Annotated in this window: 22 protein-coding genes and 1 tRNA gene; 16 read left to right on the plus strand and 7 right to left on the minus strand. The window is 73.1% G+C overall.

Annotated features, from left to right (window positions below; genetic code table 11):
* Positions 1-75 precede the first annotated feature (75 nt).
* Both ACWGIS_RS00905 and ACWGIS_RS00910 read left to right on the plus strand, forming a co-directional pair.
* Positions 76-1,386, plus strand: coding sequence for a hypothetical protein (locus tag ACWGIS_RS00905; RefSeq protein ID WP_453360269.1), 1,311 nt, complete (start codon positions 76-78; stop codon positions 1,384-1,386).
* Between the two features lie 89 nt (positions 1,387-1,475).
* Positions 1,476-1,549, plus strand: a tRNA-Ala gene (locus tag ACWGIS_RS00910).
* 54 nt (positions 1,550-1,603) lie between these two features.
* Here ACWGIS_RS00910 and ACWGIS_RS00915 read toward each other — a convergent pair.
* Positions 1,604-2,080, minus strand: coding sequence for a GNAT family N-acetyltransferase (locus ACWGIS_RS00915; RefSeq protein WP_453360270.1), 477 nt, complete (start codon positions 2,078-2,080; stop codon positions 1,604-1,606).
* A gap of 58 nt (positions 2,081-2,138) precedes the next feature.
* Here ACWGIS_RS00915 and ACWGIS_RS00920 point away from each other — a divergent pair, with 58 nt between their 5' ends.
* Positions 2,139-2,939 carry an exodeoxyribonuclease III gene (locus ACWGIS_RS00920; protein ID WP_453360271.1) on the plus strand — a complete coding sequence of 267 codons (801 nt, stop codon included), beginning with the start codon at positions 2,139-2,141 and terminating at the stop codon, positions 2,937-2,939.
* 85 nt (positions 2,940-3,024) lie between these two features.
* Here ACWGIS_RS00920 and ACWGIS_RS00925 read toward each other — a convergent pair whose 3' ends face one another.
* Entirely contained in the window at positions 3,025-3,657 is a 633-nt protein-coding gene (locus ACWGIS_RS00925) for a MerR family transcriptional regulator (protein ID WP_453360413.1), read from the minus strand.
* 218 nt (positions 3,658-3,875) lie between these two features.
* Here ACWGIS_RS00925 and ACWGIS_RS00930 point away from each other — a divergent pair, with 218 nt between their 5' ends.
* The 4 genes from ACWGIS_RS00930 (at position 3,876) to ACWGIS_RS00945 (ending at position 7,531) form a co-directional block, all read left to right on the plus strand.
* Positions 3,876-5,390, plus strand: a complete 1,515-nt coding sequence (locus tag ACWGIS_RS00930; RefSeq protein WP_453360272.1) for a flavin-containing monooxygenase — start codon at positions 3,876-3,878, stop codon at positions 5,388-5,390.
* Entirely contained in the window at positions 5,387-6,343 is a 957-nt protein-coding gene (locus ACWGIS_RS00935; protein WP_453360273.1) for an alpha/beta fold hydrolase, read from the plus strand. The genes ACWGIS_RS00930 and ACWGIS_RS00935 overlap by 4 nt, the downstream gene beginning before the upstream one ends.
* Positions 6,340-7,224, plus strand: coding sequence for an SDR family oxidoreductase (locus ACWGIS_RS00940; protein WP_453360274.1), 885 nt, complete (start codon positions 6,340-6,342; stop codon positions 7,222-7,224). The genes ACWGIS_RS00935 and ACWGIS_RS00940 overlap by 4 nt, the downstream gene beginning before the upstream one ends.
* A gap of 121 nt (positions 7,225-7,345) precedes the next feature.
* Positions 7,346-7,531 carry a hypothetical protein gene (locus tag ACWGIS_RS00945; protein WP_453360275.1) on the plus strand — a complete coding sequence of 62 codons (186 nt, stop codon included), beginning with the start codon at positions 7,346-7,348 and terminating at the stop codon, positions 7,529-7,531.
* Between the two features lie 255 nt (positions 7,532-7,786).
* Here the strand turns inward: ACWGIS_RS00945 and ACWGIS_RS00950 are convergent, their stop codons facing one another.
* Positions 7,787-11,173, minus strand: coding sequence for a S41 family peptidase (locus tag ACWGIS_RS00950; protein ID WP_453360276.1), 3,387 nt, complete (start codon positions 11,171-11,173; stop codon positions 7,787-7,789).
* A 177-nt stretch (positions 11,174-11,350) separates the two neighbouring features.
* Here ACWGIS_RS00950 and ACWGIS_RS00955 point away from each other — a divergent pair, with 177 nt between their 5' ends.
* On the plus strand, positions 11,351-11,941 hold the full coding sequence (locus ACWGIS_RS00955) for a TetR/AcrR family transcriptional regulator (RefSeq protein ID WP_453360277.1): 591 nt from the start codon (positions 11,351-11,353) through the stop codon (positions 11,939-11,941).
* Positions 11,942-12,087: 146 nt separating this feature from the next.
* Positions 12,088-14,319, plus strand: a complete 2,232-nt coding sequence (locus ACWGIS_RS00960; RefSeq protein ID WP_453360278.1) for an MMPL family transporter — start codon at positions 12,088-12,090, stop codon at positions 14,317-14,319.
* A gap of 53 nt (positions 14,320-14,372) precedes the next feature.
* Here the strand turns inward: ACWGIS_RS00960 and ACWGIS_RS00965 are convergent, their stop codons facing one another.
* A complete protein-coding gene (locus tag ACWGIS_RS00965) occupies positions 14,373-14,936 on the minus strand; it encodes an ATP-binding protein (RefSeq protein ID WP_453360279.1) in 564 nt (187 codons plus the stop codon).
* 140 nt (positions 14,937-15,076) lie between these two features.
* Between ACWGIS_RS00965 and ACWGIS_RS00970 the strand changes: the two genes are divergently transcribed.
* The 3 genes from ACWGIS_RS00970 to ACWGIS_RS00980 are packed head-to-tail and all read left to right on the plus strand — an operon-like array spanning position 15,077 to position 16,397.
* Complete coding sequence (locus ACWGIS_RS00970) at positions 15,077-15,925, plus strand: helix-turn-helix domain-containing protein (RefSeq protein WP_453360280.1); 849 nt, start codon at positions 15,077-15,079, stop codon at positions 15,923-15,925.
* Entirely contained in the window at positions 15,922-16,161 is a 240-nt protein-coding gene (locus tag ACWGIS_RS00975; protein WP_453360281.1) for a DUF397 domain-containing protein, read from the plus strand. Before ACWGIS_RS00970 ends, ACWGIS_RS00975 begins: the two co-directional genes overlap by 4 nt.
* A 26-nt stretch (positions 16,162-16,187) precedes the next feature.
* Positions 16,188-16,397, plus strand: coding sequence for a DUF397 domain-containing protein (locus tag ACWGIS_RS00980; RefSeq protein WP_453360282.1), 210 nt, complete (start codon positions 16,188-16,190; stop codon positions 16,395-16,397).
* 23 nt (positions 16,398-16,420) lie between these two features.
* Here the strand turns inward: ACWGIS_RS00980 and ACWGIS_RS00985 are convergent, their stop codons facing one another.
* A complete protein-coding gene (locus tag ACWGIS_RS00985) occupies positions 16,421-16,771 on the minus strand; it encodes an SsgA family sporulation/cell division regulator (RefSeq protein WP_453360283.1) in 351 nt (116 codons plus the stop codon).
* A gap of 166 nt (positions 16,772-16,937) precedes the next feature.
* On the opposite strand from ACWGIS_RS00985, the gene ACWGIS_RS00990 reads away from it, so the two are divergent.
* The 4 genes from ACWGIS_RS00990 to ACWGIS_RS01005 all read left to right on the plus strand — a co-directional run bounded on the left by ACWGIS_RS00990 (position 16,938) and on the right by ACWGIS_RS01005 (position 21,017).
* On the plus strand, positions 16,938-17,990 hold the full coding sequence (locus ACWGIS_RS00990) for an energy-coupling factor ABC transporter permease (RefSeq protein ID WP_453360284.1): 1,053 nt from the start codon (positions 16,938-16,940) through the stop codon (positions 17,988-17,990).
* 1 nt (position 17,991) lies between these two features.
* Complete coding sequence (gene cbiQ / locus ACWGIS_RS00995) at positions 17,992-18,753, plus strand: cobalt ECF transporter T component CbiQ (RefSeq protein WP_453360285.1); 762 nt, start codon at positions 17,992-17,994, stop codon at positions 18,751-18,753.
* A gap of 10 nt (positions 18,754-18,763) precedes the next feature.
* Positions 18,764-19,540 (plus strand): energy-coupling factor ABC transporter ATP-binding protein, encoded by a 777-nt coding sequence (locus ACWGIS_RS01000; RefSeq protein WP_453360286.1) that lies wholly within the window; start codon positions 18,764-18,766, stop codon positions 19,538-19,540.
* A gap of 313 nt (positions 19,541-19,853) precedes the next feature.
* Positions 19,854-21,017, plus strand: coding sequence for a serine hydrolase domain-containing protein (locus ACWGIS_RS01005; RefSeq protein ID WP_453360287.1), 1,164 nt, complete (start codon positions 19,854-19,856; stop codon positions 21,015-21,017).
* A gap of 191 nt (positions 21,018-21,208) precedes the next feature.
* Here ACWGIS_RS01005 and ACWGIS_RS01010 read toward each other — a convergent pair whose 3' ends face one another.
* Both ACWGIS_RS01010 and ACWGIS_RS01015 read right to left on the minus strand, forming a co-directional pair.
* Positions 21,209-22,054 carry an EamA family transporter gene (locus ACWGIS_RS01010; protein WP_453360288.1) on the minus strand — a complete coding sequence of 282 codons (846 nt, stop codon included), beginning with the start codon at positions 22,052-22,054 and terminating at the stop codon, positions 21,209-21,211.
* A complete protein-coding gene (locus ACWGIS_RS01015; protein WP_453360289.1) occupies positions 22,051-22,608 on the minus strand; it encodes a YbaK/EbsC family protein in 558 nt (185 codons plus the stop codon). Before ACWGIS_RS01015 ends, ACWGIS_RS01010 begins: the two co-directional genes overlap by 4 nt.
* Positions 22,609-22,666 lie beyond the last annotated feature (58 nt).

Below are 22,666 nucleotides of genomic sequence, written 5' to 3' on the forward strand. Positions count from 1 at the left end.
AATATCAGCCAGATCGTGCGACACACCGGCGCAATTGGCAGATGGCCTCACGCAAACCCCTCTACCGTGTGAGGCGTGAGCAGCAGCGGCCTCATCTACGCAGTCATTGTCGGGGCCTGGGCCGCCTACTTGGTGCCGATGTGGCTCCGTAGGCAGGACGAGCTGAACGAGGCCCGTCCGACGGAACGCTTCAGCACCGCCATCCGGCTGCTGTCCGGACGGGCGGGGATGGAGCGCCGGTACGCCAAGGACCTGCAGGCGCGCTCCGCCGACGAGGAGGAGCTCAGCGCCGAACCGGAAGGTGTCACCGACTCGGTGGACGTCCGGGCCTTCGCCGTGCCCCCGACGGAGCCGCAGGTGCCGGTCGCACCGCCGCGGCCCCGGGCGCAGGCGCAGGCGCAGGAGCGTCCCCAGGTACAGGCCCGGGTACCGGTCGAGAGCCCCGAGCGGCGCGAGACGCCGGCGCCGTCCGCCGACAGATCCGCGGCCGGCCGGGCCGCCTCCCGCGACGCCGGAAGACCCCTGCCGCGGCAGACCGCCCGGTCCGGGCACCCGGCCCCGCCCGAGACCTCCGCCGCCGAGGCGCCCGAACCCGCGGAGACCGTCGCGCAGTCCGTGCCGGCCGCGCGCCGGGCGGCCTCCTCGGCGGAGGCCGCAGCGCGCGCCCGGCGCCTGAAGGTGCTCGCGCGCCGCCGGCGTACGACCGTCATGCTCTTCCTCGCCTTCACCCTCGGCGCGATCGTCGCGGCGGTCGGCGGCCTGGCGTTCCTGTGGGCGCCCGGTGTGCCCGCGGTGCTGCTGAGCGGGTACATCGCCTACCTGCGCGCCCAGGAGCGGCGCCGCTTCACCTACGTGATGGACCGGCAGCGGGCCGAGGTGGCGGCGCAGCGGCTGCGTGAGCGGCAGCCCCGGCGGCGGCCCGCCCTGGACCCGGGTGCCGAGGAGCCCGACGAGTCGCCCGAGCCGGAGGCCGACCCCGGCCTGTCCGCGCTCGCCGCCGACCGCCGGGCGCTGGTCGAGCAGACCGACCACGCCGAGTGGGTCGACCAGCAGCGCGAGCGCCAGCGCCGGCCGGGACACGGCGACAGCTGGGACCCGGTACCGGTCCCGCTCCCCACCTACGTCACCGCTCCGGTCGCCCCGCGGGCCACGCCCAGCGTCGACCTCGGGGCGCCCGACGCTTGGAGCTCGGCGCGGTCCAGCGCCGCGGAGCCGAGTGCGCCGGAGGCGGAACCCGCCGCCGAGGAGCGGCCGGAGACCGCCGACGACGACGGCCGCTGCGACGCCCGGCGGGCCGCGTCCGCCCGCCGGGCCCGTGAACGGGGGCGCACCCCGCTCTTCGACCAGTACGAGGACGGGGACCGGCCGCGCGCGGCCAACGAGTGACGAGGGGCGGCCGTCCGGGGCCCTGGTGACCAGCCAGGAACGGATTTCCAAGCACCCAGACGGGGATGCTAGAGTTTCACTCGTTGCAAGGGCCTGTGGCGCAGTCCGGTAGCGCACCTCGTTCGCATCGAGGGGGCCAGGGGTTCGAATCCCCTCAGGTCCACTGCAATTGAGAACCCCGTCGGATCCGTCCGGCGGGGTTCTCGCGTGTTCCGGGCTACAGCGGCTTCGCGAAGCAGCGGCTCAGCGGCTCGTGGCGGTAGAGGCCGAACTTGGCGCAGGGCTCGTAGCCGCTGGAGGTGTACAGGGCGATGGCCTCCGGCTGCTTCGTGCCGGTCTCCAGGACCATCCGGGTGCGGCCGGCCGCGCGGGCGTCGTCCTCCAGGGCCGACAGGATGCGCCGGGCGAGACCGAGGCCGCGCGCCTCCGGGACCACGTACATCCGCTTCAGCTCGGCGTCCCCGTCCGAGTAGCCCTCGTCGTTCTCGTCCTGGGTCCGCCAGCCGCCGGTGGCCACCGGCCGGTCGCGCTCGTCGTACGCGACGAGGTACAGGCCGAGCGGCGGCCGGAACATCGTCGGGGCGAGCGGGGTGGCGTCGCCCCCGTCCCCGTAGCGCTCGGCGTATTCGAGCTGCACCTGGTCGTTGAGCTTGACGGCGTCGGGATGGTCGTAGGGGACCGGACGGATATTCATACGGTGCATCGTACATCTATGCGCCGGACGGGAGCTCCGGATTAAGTATCGTTCGCGGGTGCTGACTGTTACCACCGCCAACGTGAACGGGCTCCGGGCCGCCGCCAGGAAGGGCTTCGTGGAGTGGCTCGCCGGAACCTCCGCCGACGTCGTGTGCCTCCAGGAGGTGCGGGCCGAACCGGCGCAGCTCCCGGACGCCGTACGGGGGCCCGAGGGGTGGCACGTGGTGCACGCGCCCGCCGCCGCCAAGGGGCGCGCCGGTGTGTCCCTCTACACCCGGCGCGAGCCCGACCGCGTCCGGGTCGGCTTCGGGTCGGCCGAGTTCGACGCGAGCGGCCGCTACGTCGAGGCCGACCTGCCCGGTGTCACCGTGGCCAGCCTCTATCTGCCCTCCGGTGAGGTCGGGACCGAGCGGCAGGACGAGAAGATCCGGTTCATGGAGGAATTCCTCCGGTACCTGAAGGGCCTGCGCGAGCGGGCCGCCGCCGACGGGCGCGAGGTCGTCGTGTGCGGCGACTGGAACATCGCCCACCAGGAGGCCGACCTCAAGAACTGGCGCGGCAACCGCAAGAGCTCCGGCTTCCTGCCCGAGGAGCGGGAGTGGCTCGGACAGGTCCTCGGCGAGGGCGCCGGGTACGTCGACGTGATGCGCGCGCTGCACCCCGGCGTCGAGGGGCCCTACACGTGGTGGTCCTACCGCGGGCGGGCCTTCGACAACGACACGGGCTGGCGGATCGACCTCCAGGTCGCCACGCCCGGGCTGGCGGGCAAGGCCGTCAAGGGGTACGTGGAGCGAGCAACGACCCACGAGGAGCGGTGGTCGGACCACGCCCCCGTGACCGTGGTCTACGACCTGTAGGCGGACCGGCCCGGCGGGGCCCGCGCGCCAGGACTGCGCACGTGTCGCGGCCCGGCGGGGGTCCCCGGCCGGTGTCCGGCGGGGGTCAGGGTGTGGGGCCGGGGTGCCGCAGGCGGCGGTCCAGGGCCATGGACAGTTCCGCCTCGACCACGCTCTTCGCCAGCGGGCGCAGGCGCCCGAGGTCCTCGGGCGTGCGGTCCTCGGTGAGGACGAGGTCGGTGAAGAGCGCGGCGAGCGCCTCGGTGTGCTCGCGGACGCGCCCGGCGGCGGCCAGTACGTCCGCGAGCGGGATGCCCTCGCGGACCAGGGCCGCCGACACGTCCAGGAGCCGCCTGCTGATGTGCACGATCTCCGTGCCGTCGGTGCCCAGGTAGCCGAGGTCGAGCGCGGCGGCCAGGTTCTCCGGGGTGGCCTGGCCCGCGAAGACGTCGGCCAGTTCCTCGGGGGAGAGGCGGACCGGCGTCTCCTCGCTGGGTTCGCCGAGGCCCAGCAGTTCGCCGACGTCCCGGCCGTGGTCGAAGGCCTCGGCCAGTTCCGCGATGCCGTTCAGGGTGTGGCCGCGCTCCAGCAGCGCCGAGATGGTGCGCAGCCGGGCCAGGTGGCTCTCGTCGTACCAGGCGATACGGCCCTCCCGCCGGGGTGGCGGGATCAGCTTGCGCTCGCGGTAGAAGCGCAGGGTGCGCACGGTGATGCCGGCCGCCTCGGCCAGTTCCTCCATGCGGTACTCGCGCCTGCCCGGCTCGGACGCGCCCGCCTGCGCCTGCGTCCGCACCCCTGGGCTCCGTTCTCCTGATCCGTCGGCCACGTCGGCACCCTACGTCGTACCCGGGGTAACTTTCCCGGCGCAGACCCCTACCCATGAGTACGAAGCTCCTCTAGTCTCCCCATTGCGCCAGTGTTCACTGGCAGAGTCGTGCGGAGCAGGGAGGCGTCGGGATGACCGAGCACGAGCATGTACGGGTGGCGGTGGTCGGCTCCGGGTTCGGAGGTCTGGGAGCCGCCGTGCGGCTGCGCCGCGAGGGCGTGACCGACTTCGTCGTCCTGGAGCGGGCGAGCGGCGTCGGCGGCACCTGGCGGGACAACAGCTACCCCGGCTGCGCCTGCGACGTGCCGTCCCATCTCTACTCGTTCTCCTTCGCCCCCAACCCGGACTGGCCGCGCACCTTCTCCGGCCAGGACCACATTCACGCCTACCTGGAGCACGTCACCGACCTCTTCGGCCTGCGCCCGCACCTGCGCTTCGACTCCGAGGTCAAGGTGATGCGCTGGGACGACGAGAAGCTGCACTGGGAGATCGAGACCGCGAGCGGCACCCTCACCGCCGACCTCGTCGTCTCCGCCACCGGACCGCTCTCCGACCCGAAGATCCCGGACGTGCCCGGCATCGACACCTTCCCCGGCAAGGTCTTCCACTCGGCCCGCTGGGACCACGACTACGACCTGCGCGGCAAGCGCGTCGCCATGATCGGCACCGGCGCCTCGGCCATCCAGATCGTGCCCGCGATCCAGCCCGAGGTGGGGAAGCTGACCCTCTTCCAGCGCACCCCGCCGTGGGTGATGCCGCGCATGGACCGCGCCATCAGCGGAGCCGAGCGCTGGCTGCACCGGCGGCTGCCGTTCACCACCAAGGCCCGGCGCGGACTGCTGTGGGGCATCCGGGAGCTTCAGGTCCAGGCCTTCACCAAGCGGCCCGAGGAGCTGGGCCTGGTGGAGAAGCTCGCCAAGCGGAACATCGCCCGCGCGATCAAGGACCCGGAGCTGCGCGCCAAGCTGACCCCGGACTACCGCATCGGCTGCAAGCGCATCCTGCTCTCCAACACCTACTACCCGGCGCTCGCCCGGCCCAATGTCGACGTCGTCGCCTCGGGCCTCGCCCGGATCGAGGGCTCCACCCTGGTGGCCGCCGACGGCACCACGACCGAGGCCGACGCGATCGTCTTCGGCACCGGGTTCCACGTCACGGACATGCCGATCGCCGAGCGGGTCGTCGGCGCGGACGGCCGGACGCTCGCCGACACCTGGAAGGACGGCATGCAGTCGCTGCGCGGCGCCACCGCCGCCGGCTTCCCCAACTGGATGACGATCATCGGCCCCAACACCGGCCTCGGGAACTCCAGCATGATCCTGATGATCGAGTCCCAGCTGAACTACCTGGCCGACTACGTACGGCAGTTGGACGTGCTCGGCGGCCGGGTGGCGCTCGACGCCCGCCCCGCCGCGGTCGACGCCTGGAACCACCGGGTCCAGGAGCGGATGCGGCGCACCGTCTGGAACACCGGCGGCTGCAACAGCTGGTACCTCGACGCCAACGGCCGCAACACCACCATCTGGCCCGGCACGACGACCGAGTTCCGCAGCGCCACCCGGCGCGTGGACCTCGCCGAGTACGAGGTGCTGCGGGCGCCCGTCGCCGGGCCCCCGGCGCAGGAGAAGGCGGAGGCCCGGGCATGAGCCGGATCACGCACGCGGCCAACGGCCCCTACGCGCCTCCCGTGCCCGCGCGGGTGCTGACGGTGGACTCCGCCGACGGCGCCCGGCTGCACGTCGAGGTGCACGGACCCGAGGGCGCGCCCGCGGTCGTCCTCGCGCACGGCTGGACCTGCTCGACCGCCTTCTGGGCGGCGCAGATACGCGACCTCGCGGTGGACCACAAGGTGATCGCGTACGACCAGCGCGGGCACGGACGCAGCCCGGCGAGCCCCGCGTGCAGCACCGACGGGCTCGCGGACGACCTGGAGGCGGTGATCCGGGCGACGCTCGCGCCCGGCGAGAAGGCCGTGTTCGCCGGGCACTCCATGGGCGGGATGGCGCTGATGGCGGCGTCCGGGCGGGCCGCCTTCCGGGAGCACGCGGCGGCCGTGCTGCTGTGCAGCACCGGCAGTTCGCGGCTGGTCGCGGAGTCCCTGGTGATCCCGATGCGCGCCGGCCGGCTGCGCACCCGGCTCACCAAGTCGGTGCTCGGCTCGCGGGCGCCGCTCGGGCCGGTGTCGCCGGTCGCGCGGCGGATCCTCAAGTACGGGACCATGGGCGCCGGTTCGTCCCCGGTGATGGTGGAGGCGTGCGCGCGGATCGTGCACGCGTGTCCGCGCCGGGTGCGCCACTCCTGGTCGCAGGTGCTCGACCTGCTCGATCTCGACCACTGCGTACGGGAGTTGCGGGTGCCGACCGAGGTCCTGGTGGGGTCGGCGGACCGGCTGACGCCCGCCGTGCACGCGAGGTCCCTGGTGGCGGCGCTGCCCCAGTGCGTCGGCGTCACCGAACTGCCCGGAGTGGGCCACATGACCCCCATCGAGGCGCCGGAGCTGGTCACCGCCAGGATCCGCGGTCTCGTCACCACATACGCACAGCCCCTGCGGCAGGAACAGCCGCTCGGTCACGACGAGTTGAAGGAGGCGGGCGCATGAGCAGGGCGAGCCTGGAAGGACAGGTCGCGGTCGTCACGGGAGCCGCGCGGGGCGTCGGGGAACTCCTCGCCCGCAAGCTCTCCGCGCGCGGCGCCAAGGTCGCGCTCGTCGGCCTGGAGGCGGACGAGCTCAAGCAGGTCTCCGAGCGGCTGCACAGCGAGAGCGACCACTGGTACGCGGACGTCACCGACCACGAGGCGATGGCGCGGGTCGCCCAGGAGGTCAAGCAGCGCTTCGGCAAGGTCGACATCGTCGTCGCCAACGCCGGTGTCGCCAGCGGCGGCCCGTTCGTCGACTCCGACCCGGTCGCCTGGCGGCGCGTCATCGAGGTCAACCTGATCGGCTCGGCCGTGACCGCCCGCGCCTTCCTGCCGGTGCTGATGGAGAGCCGCGGCTACCTGCTCCAGATCGCCTCCCTGGCCGCGATCACTCCGGCCCCCATGATGTCCGCGTACTGCGCGTCCAAGTCGGGCGTCGAGGCGTACGCGCACAGCCTGCGCGCCGAGGTCGGCTACAAGGGCGTACGCGTCGGGGTGGGTTACCTCTCCTGGACCGACACGGACATGGTGCGGGGCGCCGACCAGGACGACGTGATGCGCGAGCTGCGCCAGCGGCTGCCGTGGCCCTCGAACAAGACGTACCCGCTGGGTCCGGCGGTCGACCGGATCGTCGCCGGGATCGAGCGGCGGTCGAGCCATGTGTACGCGCAGTGGTGGTTGCGGGGCATGCAGGGCATCCGCGGCTACCTCCCGGCGCTCATCGGGGCCGTGGGGCAACGGGAGATGCGGCGCTTCGAGCCGCGGCTGACCGGGGTCGCCAAGGGGCTCGTGGGCGCGGGCGGCGCGGCGGACGAGACGGAGCGCCGGACCCCGTCCCCGTGAGCGCGCGGACCCCTCGCCGGGCCCCTGCTCACGGTGCGTGACCGGTCGACATGCGGGGTGTGACCGTCCGTGCAACTCTGGTCGAGCCCCGATCCCCTCACCCACCACGGGAGTGAATTCCATGGGCATGAAGGACCAGTTCCAGGACAAGTCCGAGCAGCTGCAGCAGCAGGCGAAGAAGAAGTTCGGCGAGCGGCAGGACGAGGCGGGCGAGCGCTCCTCGCAGGAGCGTGAGCGGGCCCAGCAGGGTGCCGAGCACGCTCAGCGCGACGCGCGTGACCGCCTCGACCAGGACTACGACGCCTGACTCGCTGCGCCCGGCCTTGGCCGGAACGGGGTGCCCTCCGCTAGGGGGGCACCCTTTCGGCGTGCCCCGCGCCTCCGGCCGCCGTTCGCCGGACAGCCGGACAGCCGGACAGCCGGACAGCCGGACAGCCGGACAGCCGGACAGCCGGACAGCCGGACAGCCGGACAGCCGCAGTGCCGCAGTGCCGCAGTGCGCCGGGTCTCCGTGGCGCCGGATCTCCGCGCGCCGTGCCACCCGTCGTGCCCGTAGTGCCGTTCAGCTCGTCGTGCGCGGGGGCAGTGGGGGCCGGGCGAGGTCGGGGACGTCCGAGAGGTCGGGCGGGGCGGCGGCGGGGTGGGTGGACAGCAGCTCCAGGGCCAGCTGGACGGCGTCGTCGAGCTGGGCGTGGCGGCCCTCGGCCCAGTCCAGCGGGGTCCGCAGGATCTCCAGGTCGGGGGAGACGCCGTGGTTCTCGACCGACCAGCCGTAGGCGTCGAACCAGGCCGCGTTCATCGGGACCGTGATGACCGTGCCGTCGCCGAGCTGGTGCCGGCCGGTCATGCCGACGACCCCGCCCCAGGTGCGCTGGCCGACCACCGGCCCCAGCTTCAGCAGCTTGAACGCCGCCGTGATCATGTCGCCGTCGGAGGCGGTGGCCTCGTCCGCGAGGGCGACCACCGGGCCGCGCGGCGCGTTCGACGCGTACGAGACCGGCTGGGCGTCGCGGGTGAGGTCCCAGCCCAGGATCCGTCGGGTCAGCGTCTCCACGACCAGCTCGCTGATGTGGCCGCCCGCGTTGCCGCGCACGTCGACGATGAGCGCGGGGCGTGACACCTCCATGCGCAGGTCGCGGTTGAACTGGGCCCAGCCCGAGCCGCCCATGTCGGGGATGTGCAGGTAGCCGCAGCGGCCGCCGCTCAGCTCGCGCACCACCTCACGGCGCTTGGCCACCCAGTCCTGGTAGCGCAGCGGCCGTTCGTCGGTCAGCGGCACCACGGCCACCCGGCGGGAGCGGCCCCCGCCCTCCGCCGGGGTGAACGTCAGCTCCACCGTCGTACCGCCCGCTCCCGCGAGCAGCGGGTAGGGGCCCGTGACGGGGTCCACGGGGCGGCCGTCCACGTGGGTGAGTACCGCGCCCTCGCGGATGCCCGAACCGGCCAGCGGGGATCGGGCCTTGGAGTCGGAGGAGTCGCCGGGCAGGATCCGCTTCAGGGTCCACCGGCCTTCCCGGTTCACGAAGTTGGCGCCGAGCAGGCCCTGCCGGCGCTGGTAGTGGGGCGGGCCCTCGTTGCGGCGGGCGGCGGAGACGTAGGCGTGCGAGGTGGCGAGTTCGCCCAGCACCTCGCGCAGCAGGTCGGCGAACTCGTCGGGGGAGGCGACCCGTTCGACCAGCGGGCGGTACTGCGCGAGGACCGCGTCCCAGTCGATCCCGCACATGTCGGGGTCCCAGAAGTAGGCGCGGATCAGGCGGCCGGCCTCCGCGTACGCCTGGCGCCACTCGGCGGGCGGGTCGACCTCGTGCAGGATGCGGCGCAGGTCGATCCAGACCGTCGAGTCGCCGTCGCCGGACTCGGTGGACGGGACGGCCCGCAGATCGCCCTCGTCGGCCACCACGAGCCGGCTGCCGTCGCCGCTGACCGCGAAGAAGTCCAGGTGGCCGACGAGTTCGGACTTCTTCGCCTTGGCGATGCTGAAGTACTCCAGGGTGGGGCGGCCGGTCGTGTCGTCGGGGTTGGCGAAGGTCTCGCCGAGCGCCCCGGAGATCGGCCAGCGCAGCCAGACCAGGCCGCCGCCCGCCACCGGGTACAGCGCCGAGTACTTGGAGGCGGTCACCGGGAAGGGCGTCACCCGGCTCTCCAGGCCCTCGGTCTCGACGGTCGTCGTGCCGCCGTCGTCAGGTCCGTCGTCGACCGGGTCGAGGCCGCCGGCGACCGGCCGCCCGTCCGGGTTGAGCGCGAAGGGGGAGGGGGTCGCCGAGGAGAGGGGCACGAGGTAGGGGCGGCAGCCCAGCGGGAAGGACAGGTCACCGGTGTGCACGTCGTAGACCGGGTCGAAGCCGCGCCACGAGAGGAACGCCAGATAGCGGCCGTCCCGGGTGAACACCGGGTTCTCGTCCTCGAAGCGGCCGTTGGTGACGTCGACGACCAGGCCGTCCTTGATGCGGGCCATCTTGATCTGCCGCAGCGACCGCCCGATGCCCGGGTGCGACCACGTCAGCCAGCTCCCGTCCGGCGAGAACGCCAGGTCCCGCACGGGCCCGTTGCCGGACCGGATCAGCTCCACCGCCCGCCCCGGGGCGAGCGTCTCCCCGGCACCCTTGGGCGCCGCCTCCCCGTCGACCTCTCCGGTCGTGTCCTCGGCGGCCGCGCCCTCGGCGATCCCGTCCTCCGTAGGCTCCTCCGTCGCGTCGATCAGCAGGACCCGCCCGTCGTGCGAGGCGACGGCGAGGCGCTCGCCCCGCGGGTCCGACACCAGCTCCAGGACGCGGCCGAGGTCACCGGCGGCGGGCCGGCGCGGTGCGCGGTCGCCGGTGGCGCGCGGCAGATGGGCGATCTCGACGGCGTCCTCGCCGTCCGCGTCGGTGACGTAGGCGACCTGGCCGCCCGAGCCGAGCATCTCGGGGAGCCGGACGCGTACGCCGGGGGTGTCGGTGATGGTGCGCGCGGGGCCGTCGCGGTGGGTGAGCCAGTACAGGGAGCCGCGTACGACGACGGCGCTGGCGCGGCCCGTCTCGTCCACGGAGATGCCGTCGACGTGCTGGGCCGCGGGCACCTGGTAGCGGCGCCGCCCGGCGCGCGGGCCGCCGAGGCGGACGTCGATCCGGCGCGGCACCGAGTCGGCGGCGAGGTCGTCGACGATCCACAGGTCGCCCGCGCACTGGTAGACGACCCGGCTGCCGTCGCTCGCCGCGTGCCGGGCGTAGAAGGCGTCGTGGTCGGTGTGCCGGCGCAGGTCGGAACCGTCGTACGCGCAGGAGTAGAGGTTGCCGATCCCCTCGTGGTCGGAGAGGAAGGCGACGCGCCCGCCGACGAACATCGGGGAGTGCAGGTGTCCTTCCAGGCCGGCGAGGAGCTGCCGTCCGTGCAGCCACAGCCGCCCCGTCGCCCCGCCCCGGTAGCGCTTCCAGGCGGCGGGCTCGTGCGGCGGCGTGCCGGTGAGCAGGAGGGTTCTGCGCTCGCCCTCGATGTCGGCGACCTGGATGTCGGAGACCGGGCCCCAGGGCAGCCGGCCGCCGGGGTCGCCGTCGGTGGGGACGCTGTAGGCCCAGGTGAAGTAGGAGAAGGGCTGGCCGTGCGAGGCGACGGCGAGGATGTGGCAGTTCCCGTCCTTGTCGGGCGGTGCCCAGCCGCAGACCTGGGTGTCCGCGCTGCCCCAGTAGGTGAGCCGCCGGCCGGGGCCGCCGTCGACGGGCGCGAGATGGATCTCCGGCACGAGACTGCGCCAGCTCGTGTACGCGATGTGGCGGCCGTCGGGGGAGAAGCGGGGGTGGCCGACCTTGGTGCGGTCGACGGTGAGGCGCCAGGCGCGTCCGGCCCCGTCGAGGGGGGCGACCCACAGGTCGTCCTCGGCGGCGAAGCACAGCAGGTCGCCGCTCAGATGCGGGCATCGCAGATAGCCGGGGGCGCTCTCGTCGGCGGTCGCCTTCTCGTGCTCGTCGCTCACCTCCCCATGCTTTGCCGACGGCGGGGTAGCGGCAAGTCGGGTGCCTCCGCGTACGGTCGTGACCGATGACACGTACGAAACGGTTTCGTTTCGCTGCCCGGAGGGGTATGTTCGGTGGCGTACGGACGTCGTGAGGCGTACGGAACGGTGTCGTTCGAGTGTGGAGAGGTGAGTGGGATGACTGAGGCCGCAACGGTGCGTCGCAGTCGCATCACGCCCGAGCGCGAGGCCGAGCTGTACGGGGCCGTGCTCGACCTGCTCCGCGAGGTCGGTTACGACGCCCTGACCATGGACGCCGTCGCCGCCAGGACCCGGTCCAGCAAGGCCACCCTCTACCGTCAGTGGGGCGGCAAGGCCGAGCTGGTCGTGCGGGCGATGCGGCACCACAAGCGGCTCAGACTCACCGACCTGGACACGGGGTCCCTGCGGGGCGACTTCCACGCCCTGGCCTCCCGGCACGACGACTGCCAGATGGAGCAGGACTCCGCGCTCATGCGGGGTCTGGCGATGGCGGCGCACGGGAACCCCGAGCTCCTCACGGCCTTCCGTGAGTACCTCGTCGAACCCGAGCGGGAAGAGATGCGCAGCGTGCTGCGGCGTGCCGTCGAGCGCGGCGAGATCCGGGCGGACAACCCCGCCATGGAGTACGTGATGCACATGATGATCGGCGCCTTCGCGGCCCGCACCATGATCGACGAACTGCCACCCACGCAGGCCTTCCTCACCTCGTACATCGACGCCGTGGTCCTCCCCGCTCTCGGCGCCTGACCCTCCCCTCGATCCCCGTTGAGTCCCTGTCCCACCTGACGCGACCGCTCACGTCGTCGGGCTGATCATCCCTGCCGTTCCCCGTGCCCCACCGGGTGAGCGCACCAGCCCCCTGCCGTCCACGACCTGACCGGGAGTACGCCTTCGTGGCCACGTTCCTCTACAAACTCGGCCGACTCGCCTTCCGGCGACGGCACTTCGTCGCCCTGATCTGGGTGGCCCTGCTCACGCTCGCCGGCGCCGGGGCAGCCTCGGCGCCCACCGCGGGCTCCAGCTCCTTCTCGATCCCGGGCACCGAGGCGCAGAAAGCCTTCGACCTGCTGGAGAACCGTTTCCCCGGTATGAGCGCCGACGGAGCGACCGCACGCGTCGTCTTCAAGGCGCCCGACGGCGGGAAGATGGCGGACGCGCCGAACAAGGCCGCCGTGAAGAAGACCGTCGAGGAGCTCGGCAACGGCTCCGAGGTCACCTCCGTCACCGACCCCTTCAAGGCGAAGACCATCAGCAAGGACGGCACCGTCGCGTACGCGCAGGTGTCGTACGAGGTCTCCGGCATGGAGCTGAAGGAGGTCTCCAAGGACGCCCTGAAGGAGGCCGCTCAGGACGCGCGGGCCTCCGGGCTCACCGTCGAGATCGGCGGCGACGCCCTCCAGGCCGTGCCCGAGACCGGGTCCACCGAGATCATCGGCATCGCGATCGCCGCCGTCGTCCTCGTGATCACCTTCGGTTCGCTGATCGCGGCCGGGCTGCCGCTGCTGACCGCGCTGATCGGCGTCGGCATCGGCGTCTCCACGATCACCGCCCTCGCGAAGGCGCTCGACCTCGGCTCCACCACCTCCACCCTCGCGATGATGATCGGCCTCGCCGTCGGCATCGACTACGCCCTGTTCATCGTCTCCCGCTACCGGGCCGAGCTGGCCGAGGGCCGGGAGCGCGAGGAGGCGGCCGGACGGGCCGTCGGCACGGCGGGCTCGGCCGTCGTCTTCGCCGGTCTCACCGTCGTCATCGCCCTCGTGGGCCTCGCCGTCGTCAACATCCCGATGCTGACCAAGATGGGCGTCGCCGCGGCCGGCACGGTCGCCATCGCCGTCCTCATCGCCCTCACGATGATCCCCGCGCTGCTCGGCTACGCCGGCCGCAAGGTGCAGCCGGCCGGACAGAAGAGCCGGCTGCTCGGCGGCGGCCGGAAGAAGGCGCGGGAGGCCGCCACCGGGGGACGGCCCAACATGGGCACCCGCTGGGCGCGCTTCGTGGTACGCCGTCCCCTCGCCGTCCTCCTCCTCGGCGTCATCGGCCTCGGTGCCGCCGCCGTCCCCGCGGCCTCGCTGGAACTGGGCCTGCCGGACGACGGCTCGCAGCCGACGTCCACCACCCAGCGCCGCGCCTACGACCTGCTGTCCGAGGGCTTCGGGCCCGGCTTCAACGGCCCGCTGATGGTCGTCGTCGACGCCAAGGCCGCCGACGACCCGAAGGACGCCGTCGCGACGGTGTCCGACACCGTCGAGAAGCTCGACGACGTCGTCTCCGTCTCCCCGGCGACCTTCAACAAGGCCGGCGACACGGCCATGATCAGCGTCGTCCCGGACTCCAAGCCGTCCTCGGTGCGCACCGAGGACCTGGTCCACGAGATCCGCGACGCGGGCGCCGGCATCAAGGCCGACTCCGGCGCGACCGTCCTGGTCACCGGCTCCACGGCCATGAACATCGACTTCTCGCAGAAGCTCAACGACGCCCTGGTCCCGTACCTGGCGCTCGTGGTCGGCCTCGCCTTCCTCCTGCTGATCGTGGTGTTCCGCTCGATCCTGGTCCCGCTGAAGGCGGCCCTCGGCTTCCTGCTGTCGGTGATGGCCGCGCTCGGCGCCGTCGTCGCGGTCTTCCAGTGGGGCTGGCTGGCCGGACTGATCGGCGTCGAGGAGACCGGCCCGATCATGTCGATGATGCCGATCTTCATGGTCGGCGTGGTCTTCGGCCTCGCGATGGACTACGAGGTGTTCCTCGTGACCCGGATGCGGGAGGCGTACGTCCACGGGGAGCGGCCCGGCCAGGCCATCGTGACCGGCTTCCGGCACGGCGCCCGGGTGGTCACCGCCGCGGCCGTCATCATGATCGCCGTTTTCTCCGGCTTCATCGGCTCCAGCGAGTCCATGATCAAGATGATCGGCTTCGGCCTCGCCATCGCCGTCTTCTTCGACGCGTTCGTGGTCCGCATGGCGATCGTCCCCGCGGTGCTCGCCCTGCTGGGCAAGCGGGCCTGGTGGCTGCCGAAGTGGCTGGACCGGGCGATCCCGAACGTCGACGTCGAGGGCGAGGGGCTGCGCGCCCACGACACCGACGGCCCGAAGGACGACGACGGGGACCGTGAGCTCGTACGGGTCTGACCCGGCCCTTCGCCCTCTCGCCGGCCGCCGGTGAGGCCCCCGCAGGGGTGCCCTCACCGGCGGCCGGCGCGGTTCGGGGGGACGTCGCTCTGCGGCGCCGGTACCCGGCTCTCCGGGGTGCAGGAGGCCGTCGGTACGCCGCTTTCCGGGGTGCAGGAGGCTGCCGGTTCCCCGCTCTCCGGGGTCCAGGGGGGAATCCGCACCTCCGCCCAGACCGTTTTGCGCGGCGGCGGCCCCGAGGACACGCCCCAGCGGTCGGCGAGGGCGTCCACGAGCAGCAGCCCCCGGCCCGACGCGGACTCCGGGAGCACGTCGCGCGGGAGGGCGGGCAGCCGGTCACCGCGCGTGTCCGTCACCTCGACGCGGAGGGTGTCGCCGACGACGTAGAGCGTCAGCCGGAAGTCCCGCCCCGGCACCCGGCCGTGCGTCACGGCGTTGGCGGCCAGCTCCGCCACGAGGTGGGCCGTCGTCGCCGACGGCAGCTCCCAGCAGCGCAGTTGCTCCACCGCGAGCAGGCGGGCCAGGCGGGCGCCACGAGGGGTCGGGGACAGCAGGACGCTGAAATTGCGCAGGGGATGGGCGACTTGGGGCCGCGGCCCACGGGTCTCTTGATTCACGTCACTCAGCGTGGCCGACGCGGCCCGCGCCGAGCGGGGATCACGCCGGTACGTACGGGGACTGTCCGGCCGCTGTCCCACTCTGTCCGGGGTGTCCCGAGTGCGGTTCGGGTACGGCTGAGCGTTGGAAGGGGGTGCACATGAGCGGCGAGGGTGCGGACGAGCCCGGGTGGGATGTCGGACCGGAGGACGAGATCGCTCCGGTGGTGGAGGCGACGGGGCGCCAGATCAGACTCTGGCGCGAGGCTGCGGGGCTGCGGGTCGCCGACTTCGGGGAGGCCGTCGGCTACGGCGAGGACCTGGTCCGCAAGGTGGAGCGCGGGGCGCGCATCCCCCGCGCCGAGTTCCTGGACAGGGCGGACGAGGTCCTGAACGCGGGGGGCCGCATCCGCGCGTTCCGCGAGGACATGGAGAAGGCCCGGTACCCGAAGAAGGTGCGGGAGCTGAAGATGCTGGAGGAGCGGGCGGTGGAGCTTGTCGCCTACGGTGACCACAACCTGCATGGCCTTCTGCAGACGGAGCTTTACGCCCGTGCCCTCTTCGAGATGCGTCAGCCCGCGTATGCCCCTGACGAGGTCGAGCGAGCGGTGGCGGCACGGATGGCACGACAGGCCATCTTCGACCGTGACCCCGCTCCGGCTCTCGTCTTCGTTCAGGAAGAGGTGACGCTGCGGCGGCCTCTCGGGGGGAGAATGGTGATGCGCCGCCAACTCGAACGCCTGCTTGAAGTGGCGCAGTTGAGGAACGTCACCATTCAGGTGATGCCCACGGACCGCGAGGAGCACGCGGGTATGCAGGGCGAGACCCAGGTGCTGAAGTTCGAGGACGGCTCGGCGGTGGGGCGCTCCGAGGGGGCGTTCAACGGCCGTGCGGTGTGCGAACCAAGGCAGCTTCGGATCCTGGAGCTGCGCCATGGCATGATCCGGGCTCAGGCTCTCACGCCCCGGGAGTCGACGGCCTTCATCGAGCAAGTGCTGGGAGAGACATGACACTTGGGACCACTGCCGAGACCGTCTCCGGGTTGCTGTGGATCAGAAGCAGCTACAGCGACAGCAGCAACAGCAGTGAGTGCGTCGAGATGGCCGCCGCCCCGCCGACGATCCACGTCCGTGACTCCAAGAACCCGGGCGGCCCGCGCCTGGCCGTGGAAGCCGGCGCGTGGACGGAGTTCGTGGCGTACGTGACGTCCGCCCAGTCCGCGGCCGGCGTCTTCGCGGCACGGTGACCTGACGTGCGACTGCCGGGAGGGACATGAGACGTGAGCCGACGGCCGGGTCCAGCTCCGGGCCGACGTGGATCAAGAGCAGCTACAGCGACAGCAACAACCCGAACGACTGCGTCGAGATAGCCACCGCCCCGCCGACGGTCCACGTCCGTGACTCCAAGGACCCCCGCGGCCCGCGCCTGGCCGTGGAGGTCAACGCCTGGACGGTGTTCGTGGCGTACGTGGCCGGGGTGTGAGGCGAGGCGTTGCTCAGGTCACCTCAATGCGCCACCGGCGCCACCGGTACCGCCAGGTACGTCCGGCGGAGGAAGCGGATGAGGGTCTTCGCGTCGAACTGGACGACCGCCGTTCCCTTGGGGGAGTGGAACTCCATGATCGCCTGGACCCGGCCGCAGGGCCATATCTCCACGTCGCCGCTGCGGACGGGGGTGCGCAGGCCGCGTTCCAGCAGTTCGCGGGGGAACGTCCACTCGTGAGGGCCGGGCAGGGCGATCCGGACGGCGCGGGGGTCGATCTCGGGGTCGTAGCGCAGGGCGACCGGGACGGCATTCTCGCCTTCCTGGGACTCCGTGACGATGTGGACTCGCGCGTACTGCTCGACGACGGACATCGGACGGCTCCTTACGCAGCGTGACCCGAGCGGAAGCTATGCGTCCGCTCCTCATCCAATGTCCCATATTTTCCCAAAATCACCTCATGGTGGTGCTCGGTCGCCGGGACTATTCATGTGGGGCCGCTCTTGCAAGGCGTTCGCAACAAGGCGCTATCCTCGTACGGTGCATGTGCCTGACGGATTCATCAACGCCCCGGTCTCCGCGGTCACCGGCGTCATCGCCGCCGGTGCCATCGCCGTGAGCCTCAAGGGGGCCCGCCGCGAACTGGACGAGAAGACCGCGCCGCTCGCCGGACTCGTCGCCGCCTTCATCTTCGCCGTACAGATGCTGAACTTCCCGGTCGCCGCCGGGACCAGCGGGCATCTGCTCGGCGGCGCCCTGGCGGCGATACTCGTCGGCCCCTTCACCGGGGTGCTGTGCGTCTCCGTCGTGCTGCTGATGCAGGGCATCCTCTTCGCGGACGGCGGCCTGACCGCGCTCGGCGTGAACATCACCGACATGGCGATCGTCACGACGGTGCTGTCCTACGCCGTCTTCCGGGGACTGGTGAAGGTGCTCCCGCGCGGGCGCCGCTCCCTCACCGCCTCCGCCTTCGTCGCCGCGCTGATCTCCGTACCGGGCGCCGCCGTCGCCTTCACCTTCCTCTACGCCCTGGGCGGCACCACGGACGTGTCGATCACCAAGGTCGCCACCGCCATGATCGGCGTCCACGTCCTCATCGGCCTCGGCGAGGCCGCGATCACCGCGCTCACGGTCGGCGCCGTGATCGCCGTACGGCCGGACCTCGTGTACGGCGCGCGGGGCCTGCGGCAGCGCCTGAAGCTGCGCGTGAACGGGGAACTGGTCGACGCCCCCGGCACCGTCGCCGTCCCGGTGGCCGCCCGGACCTCCCGGCGCGGGGTGTGGGCCGCGGGCCTGGCCGCCTCCCTCGTCCTCGCCGGGTTCGTCAGCTTCTACGCCTCCGCCAGCCCCGACGGACTGGAGAAGGTCGCCCACGACCAGGGCATCGACAAGAAGGCGGAGGAGCACGCCGCCTCCGGCTCCCCACTGGCCGACTACGGCGTCAAGGACGTCTCCGACGCCCGGATCTCCGGCGGCCTCGCGGGCGTGATCGGCGTCGGCGCCACCGTCGTCGCGGGCAGCGGCGTCTTCTGGGCGGTCCGCAGGCGGCGTACGGCCGACGCCTCGCCCGTCTCCCTCCCCGAGGGCGTCTGAGATGGGGGCGGGCCACGCCCACAAGCTCTACCGGCACGGGCACTCCGCCGTGCACGCCCTGCCCCCGCACACCAAGCTCGCGGCGGCCTTCGGCTTCGTGGTCGTCGTGGTCTCCACCCCGCGCGAGGCGATGTGGGCGTTCGCGCTCTACGCGGTGCTCCTCGCCGGCGTCGCCCACCAGGCCCGCGTCCCGGCGCCCTTCCTCCTCAAGCGGCTGCTGATCGAGGTCCCGTTCGTCGCCTTCGCGGTGCTCATGCCGTTCGTGGCCGAGGGCGAGCGCGTGGACGTGCTCGGCCTGTCCCTGAGCGTCAACGGCCTCTGGGGCGCCTGGAACGTCCTCGCCAAGGGCACCCTCGGCGTCGCCGCCTCCGTACTCCTCGCCTCCACCACCGAGTTGCGCGAACTGCTCCTCGGACTCCAGCGCCTGAAGCTGCCGCCGCTGCTCGTGCAGATCGCGTCCTTCATGATCCGCTACGGCGACGTCATCACGGACGAGATGCGGCGGATGCGCATCGCGCGCGAGTCACGCGGGTTCGAGGCCCGCGGCGTCCGGCAGTGGGGCGTCCTCGCCAAGTCGGCCGGCGCGCTCTTCATCCGCTCCTACGAACGCGGGGAGCGCGTGCACCTGGCCATGGTGAGCCGCGGATACGCCGGCTCCATGCCGGTGATCGACGAGGTGACCGCGTCCCGGGCCCAGTGGACGTACGCCCTCACCCTCCCCCTCGCCGCCCTCGTCGTCTGTCTGCTGGGATGGACCCTGTGACCCCGTCTGGATGGACCCCGTGACCCCCACCGCCGTGACGCCGCCCTCGCTGGACGTGGCCGGGCTGGCCTTCGCCTACCCCGACGGCCACCAGGCCCTGTTCGGCGTCGACTTCACCATCGGGCGCGGCGAGCGGGTGGCGCTGCTCGGGCCGAACGGCGCCGGCAAGACCACCCTCGTGCTGCACCTCAACGGCATCCTGAGCGGCGGCGCCGGGACCGTGACGGTCGCCGGACTCCCCGTCGGCAAGAAGCACATGGCGGAGATCCGGCGCAAGGTCGGCATCGTCTTCCAGGACCCCGACGACCAGCTCTTCATGCCGACCGTGCGCGAGGACGTGGCCTTCGGGCCCGCCGCGGCGGGCCTGCGCGGGGAGGAACTGGAGGCGCGGGTTCGTACGGCGCTGGAGCGGGTCGGCATGGAGTCCTTCGCCGACCGTCCGCCGCACCACCTCTCCTTCGGCCAGCGCCGCCGGGTGGCCGTCGCCACGGTGCTCGCGATGGAGCCGGAGATCCTCGTTTTGGACGAGCCCTCCTCCAACCTTGACCCCGCCTCCCGGCGCGAACTCGCCGACATCCTGCGCTCGTTGGACGTGACGGTGCTGATGGTCACGCACGACCTGCCGTACGCCCTCGAACTGTGCCCCCGCGCCCTGATCCTCAGCGAGGGCGTCATCGCGGCCGACGGGAGGACCGGCGAACTGCTCTCCGACGACGCGCTGATGCGCGGTCACCGGCTGGAGCTTCCGTTCGGCTTCGACCCGCGCTCCGTGACCATGGGCGCGTGACAAACGAAGAGACGGGCCCGGGCGGCCCCGCGGCCGCGCCGGGAAGCCGTGGCGGCTCGCCCGGCGTGCGGAGAGCAGCGCCGGGCACGGGCACCAGCAACCGTCGTCCGGATCGAGTCGGCGTCGCGGGAGCCGAGTGCGCCCGTACTCCGGTGCCACTCGCGGTGACCTCGGCCTCACGGTCCTGCCCGGGCGGCGCGGGCGCAGGAATCGGGCGGGACGCGCCGCTGTTGCACACCCTGGCGCCGGCTGGGCGCGGGCGAGGGCGGACGCGGGTACGCGTACCGGCGGTCAACTGGACGGAGTGGCGGGCGTGGACGTGAACGGCACAGTGGCCGAGGGCTTCGAGCCGGTCAGGGAGGCGTTCGTCCGCAACTTCGACGCGCTCGGCGAACGGGGCGCCGCGGTGGCCGTCCACCGCCACGGACGCAAGGTCGTCGACCTGTGGGGCGGCACGCGGGACGTGGACGGCACCGCGCCCTGGGAGCAGGGGACCGCGCACGTCGTGCACTCCGCGACGAAGGGCGTCGCCGCCGCCGTACTCCTGCTGCTGCACCAGCGCGGGCAGGTGGACCTCGACGCCCCGGTGGGCGCGTACTGGCCCGAGTTCAAGGCCCGGGGCAAGGAGGCGGTGCTCGTCCGCCACGTGCTGTCGCACCGGGCCGGGGTACCGGTGGTGGACCGCCCGCTGACCCCCGCCGAGGCCGCCGACCCCGCCCGTACCGCGGAGGCGGTCGCCCGGCAGGCCCCCGTGTGGGAGCCCGGCACGGAGCACGGCTACCACGCGCACACCTACGGCTGGCTCGTCGGCGAACTCGTCCGCCGGATCACCGGCCGGGGCGTCGGCGACTGGATCGCGGACGAGATCGCCGGACCGCTCGGGGCCGACCTGTGGGTCGGGCTGCCGGACGCGAGCCGGGACCGGGTCGGGCGCTCCGGCAAGGTCGCGCCGCCGGAGACGGCGAGCAGCCTGCGGATGCGCCCGAAGCGGTCCGTCGCCGAGTCCTACGCCGACCCGGCCTCGCTGACCAGCCGCGCCTTCGCCGCGATCACCCCGCACCCCGACGACAACGACCCGGCGTACCGGGCGGCGGCGCTGCCCGCCTCGAACGGCATCGCCACGGCGGAGGCGCTGGCCCGCTTCTACGCCGCCCTCATCGGTGACGTGGACGGCCGCGCCCGCCTGTTCACGCCGGCGACCGTCGACCTCGCCCGCGCGGAGGCGTCCTCGGGCGCGGACCGCGTCCTGGTGGTCAACACCCGCTTCGGCCTCGGCTTCATGCTGCACGGCACCGCCTCCCCGCTGCTCGGCCCCGGCTCCTTCGGACACCCCGGCCGCGGCGGCCCCCTCGGCTTCGCCGACCCCGAGTCCGGCATCGCCTTCGGCTACGTCACGAACGGCTTCCGCAAGACGGTGACGGCGGACCCGCGGGCGCAGGCGCTGATACGCGGGGTGCGGGCGTCGCTCGCCGGCTGAGGGGCCCGCCCGCGGGAAAGCGGGGTGCGGGCGTGCTCGCCGGCAGAGCGGCCCGCCGGATCGCGGGGTGCGGAGGGCGGAGGCGTCCGGCCGGGACCTGGACCGCGCCCGCAGGCGTGCGGCGGGACCCGGACCGCGCCCGCGGCGGTCTCCACCGGCCCCCGCGGCGGTCTCAACCGGCCGCGGCGGTCTCAACCGGCGTGCAGCATCAGCCCGATGCCCGCCACCAGCAGTCCCGCCGCCGCGACCCGGGGCGCCCCGAAGCGTTCCTTGAAGAACACCGCGCCGATGGCCGCGCCGACGATGATCGAGGACTCCCGCAGTGCCGCGATCGGCGCCAGCTCGGCGCGGGTCTGGGCCCACAGGACCAGGCCGTACGCCGAGACGGAGAGGACCGCCCCGAGCAGCCCGACGGCGGCGAAGGGGCGCAGGCGCGCGACGGCGGAGCCCCGCCACCGGTGGAGCGCGTACACCGGGATCACCCAGCCCTCCGCGGCCATCAGCCAGGCGGTGTACCCGAGGGAGGAGCCGGAGGCGCGGACGCCGAGCCCGTCGACGACGGTGTACGCGGCGATCGACAGGCCGGTCGCCAGCGCGGCGCCGATCGCCGCCCAGTGGGGCCGCCGCCCGCGCAGGCCCCACAGCGCGACGCCCGTCAGCCCCGCGCAGGACAGCGCGATCCCCGCCGCCGCCCACCGGTCGGGGACCTCGTGCGCGAAGAAGGCGGCCAGCACGGTCACCACGAGCGGCGCCGTCCCGCGCGCGATCGGGTACGCCTGCCCGAAGTCGCCGAGCCGGAACGAGCGCATGAGCAGGGCGTAGTACACGACGTGGATGAGGGCCGACGCGATCAGGTACGGCCACGCCCCGCCCGCCGGGAACGGCACGAACGGGATCGCGGCCAGCCCGAGGAGCGCCCCGCCGCCCGCGATCAGGGTGAAGCCGACGAGCTTGTCGGTGATGCGGTGGGCGAGCGCGTTCCACCCCGCGTGGGTCACGGCGGCGAGCAGTACGGCCGCCGTGACCAGCGGCGTCACGGAGTCCGCTCGCGCACGTCCGCCCCGGCGGCCCCGCCGCCCGACTCCGGTGCGGGCGCGTCCTGTTCGCGGACGTCGGCCAGGGTGGCGCCCGAGTGGGAGACGAGTTCCCCGGGGGTCATCGGGAAGACGGCGTAGGGGGTGCCCGCCGCGGCCCACACCGTGGCGTGGGCGAGCAGGGAACGGTCCGCCAGCACGCGGGTCCTGGTGCGGTGGCCGAAGGGCGGGACGCCGCCGATCGCGTACCCCGTCGTCTCGCGGACCAGGTCCGCCCGCGCGCGGGTGACCTTCTCGGCGCCCAGCGTCCGCCGGACGAGCTCCAGGTCCACCCGGGACGCGCCGTCCATCAGCACCAGGACCGGGACCCCGTCCGCGGCGAAGATGAGCGACTTGCAGATCCGGCTCGGGTCGCAGCCGATCGCGGCGGCGGCCTCGGCGGCGGTGCGCGTCGCCTCCGGGAACCGGCGGACGCGCGGCAGCAGGTCCTCCAGGCCCGCCTCGCGCAGGGCCTCGGCGAATCGGGGGTGGGCGGCGTGCTCTTCGGCGGCGGTCATGGACGGCACGGTAGTGGTGGATGTACGGGGCACGCGAACGGTTTCCGGGACGTGGACG

This window comes from Streptomyces sp. NPDC054842 (assembly GCF_053611025.1).